Consider the following 3,577-nt stretch of genomic DNA (forward strand, 5'->3'; position numbering starts at 1 on the left):
GCCGCGTCGGTCCGCGCCGCCGCCGCCGGCATCTCGGCCACGCTGGCCCGCCGCGCCCAGCTGCGCCCCCGCTGACCCGTCACGAATGGCAGCCGACCCGTCACGAATGGCAGCCGACCCGTCGCCGTCTACCCGCGTTAGGTTCCGGTGAGCGGAACGCTGGGCTTCCGCGTGGGCGGGAGCACCCCGCATCGTGGACGGCACCCGATCCCTACCCGCTGGAGGGCAGATGAGCAGCACTGATCCCGCCCCGCACATCGTCGAGGCGGCCACCAGGCTCCTGGAGGCCGCTGCTGACGGTGTTCCGTGCGCCCCGGTGCGCGACCTCATCGGCGCCGACGACGTCGTCCAGGCCTACGCCGTCCAGGAGCGGCTCACCGCCGCCCGGCTCGCGGCGGGCGCCACGATCGTGGGCCGCAAGATCGGCCTCACCTCGCCCGCCGTCCAGCAGCAGCTCGGCGTGGACCAGCCGGACTTCGGGGTGCTCTTCGACGACATGGGGTACGGCGAGGACGAGCCGGTCCCGATGAGCCGGCTGCTGCAGCCGAAGGCCGAGGCCGAGGTGGCGTTCGTCCTCGAGGAGGATCTCGCCGACGGACCGCTGGACGCGACCCAGGTGCGACGCGCGGTCGCCTACGCCGTCGCGGCGCTCGAGATCGTCGACTCTCGGGTGGCCGACTGGGACATCCGGTTCGGCGACACGGTGGCCGACAACGCCTCCAGCGGGCTCTACGTGCTCGGCGCGGAGCGACGCACTCTCGACGACTTCGAGCCCGTCGGGGCGGAGATGAGCATGAGCATCAACGGAGCGCAGGTGTCCAGCGGCAACGGCGCCGCCTGCCTCGGCGACCCGCTCAACGCGCTGGCCTGGCTCGCCGCCAAGGCCCGCGAGTTCGGCGAGCCGCTGCGCGCCGGACAGGTGGTCCTGTCCGGCGCACTGGGCCCCATGGTGGCCGTCTCCGCAGGGGACGTGGTCACCGCCGACATCACCGGTCTCGGCACGGTGACCGCGACGTTCTCCAGGGAAGGTGAGTGAGCAGATGACGGGCAGGACCAAGGTGGCGGTGATCGGTTCCGGCAACATCGGGACCGACCTGATGATCAAGGTGATGCGAGTGTCGAAGACCCTCGAGATGGGCGCGATGGTGGGCATCGACCCCGAGTCAGACGGTCTCGCGCGCGCCGCTCGCTTCAAGGTGCCGACCACCCACGAGGGCGTCGACGGGTTGATCGCGATGGACGGGTTCGAGGACATCAGGATCGTCTTCGACGCCACGTCGGCCGGTGCGCACAAGGTCAACGCGGCCAAGCTGGCGCCGTACGGCAAGAAGCTGGTCGACCTCACCCCGGCCGCCATCGGGCCCTACGTGGTGCCCGCGGTCAACCTGGAGACCCACGAGGAGGCCGACAACGTCAACATGGTCACCTGCGGCGGGCAGGCCACGATTCCCATCGTGTACGCCGTGAGCAGGGTGACCGACGTGCCGTACGCCGAGATCGTCGCCTCGATCGCCTCGAAGTCGGCGGGTCCGGGCACGCGGGCGAACATCGACGAGTTCACCGAGACCACGGCCGCGGCCATCGAGGCCGTGGGCGGCGCGTGGAAGGGCAAGGCGATCATCATCCTCAACCCCGCCGAGCCGCCCCTGATCATGCGCGACACCGTGCTGGCGCTCTACAACGACCCCGAGGAGCTGCTGCAGGACGCGATCCGCGAGTCGGTGGAGCAGATGGTGGCCGACGTGGCGGCGTACGTCCCGGGCTACCGGCTCAAGCAGCAGGTGCAGTTCACCCGCATCCCGGAGGGCGAGCCGGTGCACACCCTGCTCGGCAAGGGGGTGGGCGAGGTGAACGTGACCCACAAGGTATCGGTGTTCCTCGAGGTCGAGGGCGCCGCGCACTACCTGCCGGCCTACGCCGGGAACCTCGACATCATGACCTCGGCGGCGCTGCGGGCCGCGGAGCACATCGTGGCCCAGCTGCCGGCCGAGACCGAAGGAGCACTCCAGTGACCGAGCTCTACATCCAGGACGTCACCCTGCGCGACGGGATGCACGCGATCCGGCACCGCATCGACCCGGAGGACGTGAAGAAGATCGTCGCCGCCCTCGACGACGCCGGTGTGGACGCCATCGAGGTGGCCCACGGTGACGGCCTCGCCGGCGGGTCGCTGAACTACGGCCCGGGCTCGAACACCGACTGGGAGTGGATCGAGGCGGCCGCCTCGGTGCTTCAGAACGCGGTGCTCACGACACTGCTGCTGCCGGGCATCGGCACCATCGAGGAGCTCAAGCACGCCTACTCCCTCGGCGTCCGCTCGGTGCGCATCGCCACCCACTGCACCGAGGCCGACGTCTCCCGGCAGCACATCGAGACCGCCCGCGAGATCGGCATGGACGTGTCCGGGTTCTTGATGATGAGCCACATGAACTCACCCGAGGGGCTGGCCCAGCAGGCCAAGCTCATGGAGTCCTACGGCGCGCAGTGCGTCTACGTCACCGACTCCGGCGGACGGCTGACCATGGACGCCGTCCGGGACCGCGTGCGCGCCTACCGCGAGGTGCTGAGCCCGGAGACGCAGATCGGCATCCACGCCCACGAGAACCTCTCGCTGTCGGTGGCGAACTCCGTGGTCGCGGTCGAGGAGGGTGTCTACCGCGTCGACGCGTCGCTGGCCGGACAGGGTGCCGGCGCCGGGAACGCCCCGATCGAGCCGTTCATCGCGGTGGCCGACCTGCTCGGCTGGAACCACCGGTGCGACCTGTTCAAGCTCCAGGACGCGGCCGACGACCTCGTCCGCCCGCTCCGGGACCGGCCGGTCCAGGTCGACCGGGAGACGCTGACGCTGGGGTACGCCGGTGCGTACTCGTCGTTCCTGCGTCACGCCGAGGCGGCCTCCGAGCGGTATGGCGTCGATGCGCGCACGCTGCTGCTCGAGGTCGGCCGGCGGGGTCTGGTCGGCGGCCAGGAGGACATGATCGTCGACATCGCGCTGACGATGCTCGCCGAGCAGCAGGGCCAGGCCTCCTGACCGTTGACTCGCGCCTCCCACCCCGTTGACTCGCGCCTCGTGCTCCGTTGAGTGGTGCGTGGCGACCGGTTGAATCGCGCCTCCCACCCCGTTGAGCGGTGCGTCGCGACCAGTTGAATCGCGCCTAGTGATGCGCCCCGGTGATGCAGGGCGTGACCCTTGCCCCGGTCGATGAGCTACCGGTTGACCGGGAACGCTACGGCGAACGCTGCGAGAAGTGAGACGGCCAAGCTGACCCAGAAGAGGGGATCTGCGAGACCGGCGTCCATCGCTCCTGGATGCCAGCCATGGCCAGGTTGTCGGTGACCTCCATCGTCACGATCGACAGAGTGTCCGCCGAGAGGACGACGGCCATGGCTGACCGCGGCGGTACGCCGGCACGCAGCAGGGGGAGGGCGGAGAGCGCGTAGCCGAAGAGGAAGTCCAGGGCAATCGCCAGCGCGATCGTGCCGCTCGGGGAGAGACCCAACAGGGTGCCGATCACAAGGCCGGAGACCTCGCCGATGGCGCAGTGCATTGCCTGTCGACCGCGCTCGAGGAGGGGGG

3 protein-coding genes and 1 pseudogene are annotated in these 3,577 nt (G+C 70.2%); 3 read left to right on the forward strand and 1 reads right to left on the reverse strand.

All coding sequences use genetic code 11. The features are described 5' to 3' along the window. Positions 1 to 229 precede the first annotated feature (229 nt). The 3 genes from PLP61_RS15775 to dmpG are packed head-to-tail and all read left to right on the forward strand — an operon-like array spanning position 230 to position 3,031. Positions 230 to 1,036 carry a 2-keto-4-pentenoate hydratase gene (locus PLP61_RS15775; RefSeq protein ID WP_324503709.1) on the forward strand — a complete coding sequence of 269 codons (807 nt, stop codon included), beginning with the start codon at positions 230 to 232 and terminating at the stop codon, positions 1,034 to 1,036. Continuing rightward, positions 1,029 to 2,012, forward strand: a complete 984-nt coding sequence (locus tag PLP61_RS15780) for an acetaldehyde dehydrogenase (acetylating) (protein ID WP_502889088.1) — start codon at positions 1,029 to 1,031, stop codon at positions 2,010 to 2,012. The genes PLP61_RS15775 and PLP61_RS15780 overlap by 8 nt, the downstream gene beginning before the upstream one ends. Then, on the forward strand, positions 2,009 to 3,031 hold the full coding sequence (gene dmpG, locus PLP61_RS15785) for a 4-hydroxy-2-oxovalerate aldolase (RefSeq protein WP_324503710.1): 1,023 nt from the start codon (positions 2,009 to 2,011) through the stop codon (positions 3,029 to 3,031). The genes PLP61_RS15780 and dmpG overlap by 4 nt, the downstream gene beginning before the upstream one ends. A gap of 176 nt (positions 3,032 to 3,207) precedes the next feature. Here dmpG and PLP61_RS15790 read toward each other — a convergent pair. Continuing rightward, a pseudogene (locus PLP61_RS15790) lies at positions 3,208 to 3,548 on the reverse strand (DUF4396 domain-containing protein). Positions 3,549 to 3,577 lie beyond the last annotated feature (29 nt).

Origin of the sequence: Nocardioides sp., from assembly GCF_035429765.1 — a bacterium.
Lineage (GTDB): Bacteria > Actinomycetota > Actinomycetes > Propionibacteriales > Nocardioidaceae > Nocardioides.

Coding starts and splice junctions, on each gene's coding strand:
- PLP61_RS15775 (WP_324503709.1), top strand. CDS start 230: ATGAGCAGCACTGATCCCGCCCCGCACATCGTCGAGGCGGCCACCAGG.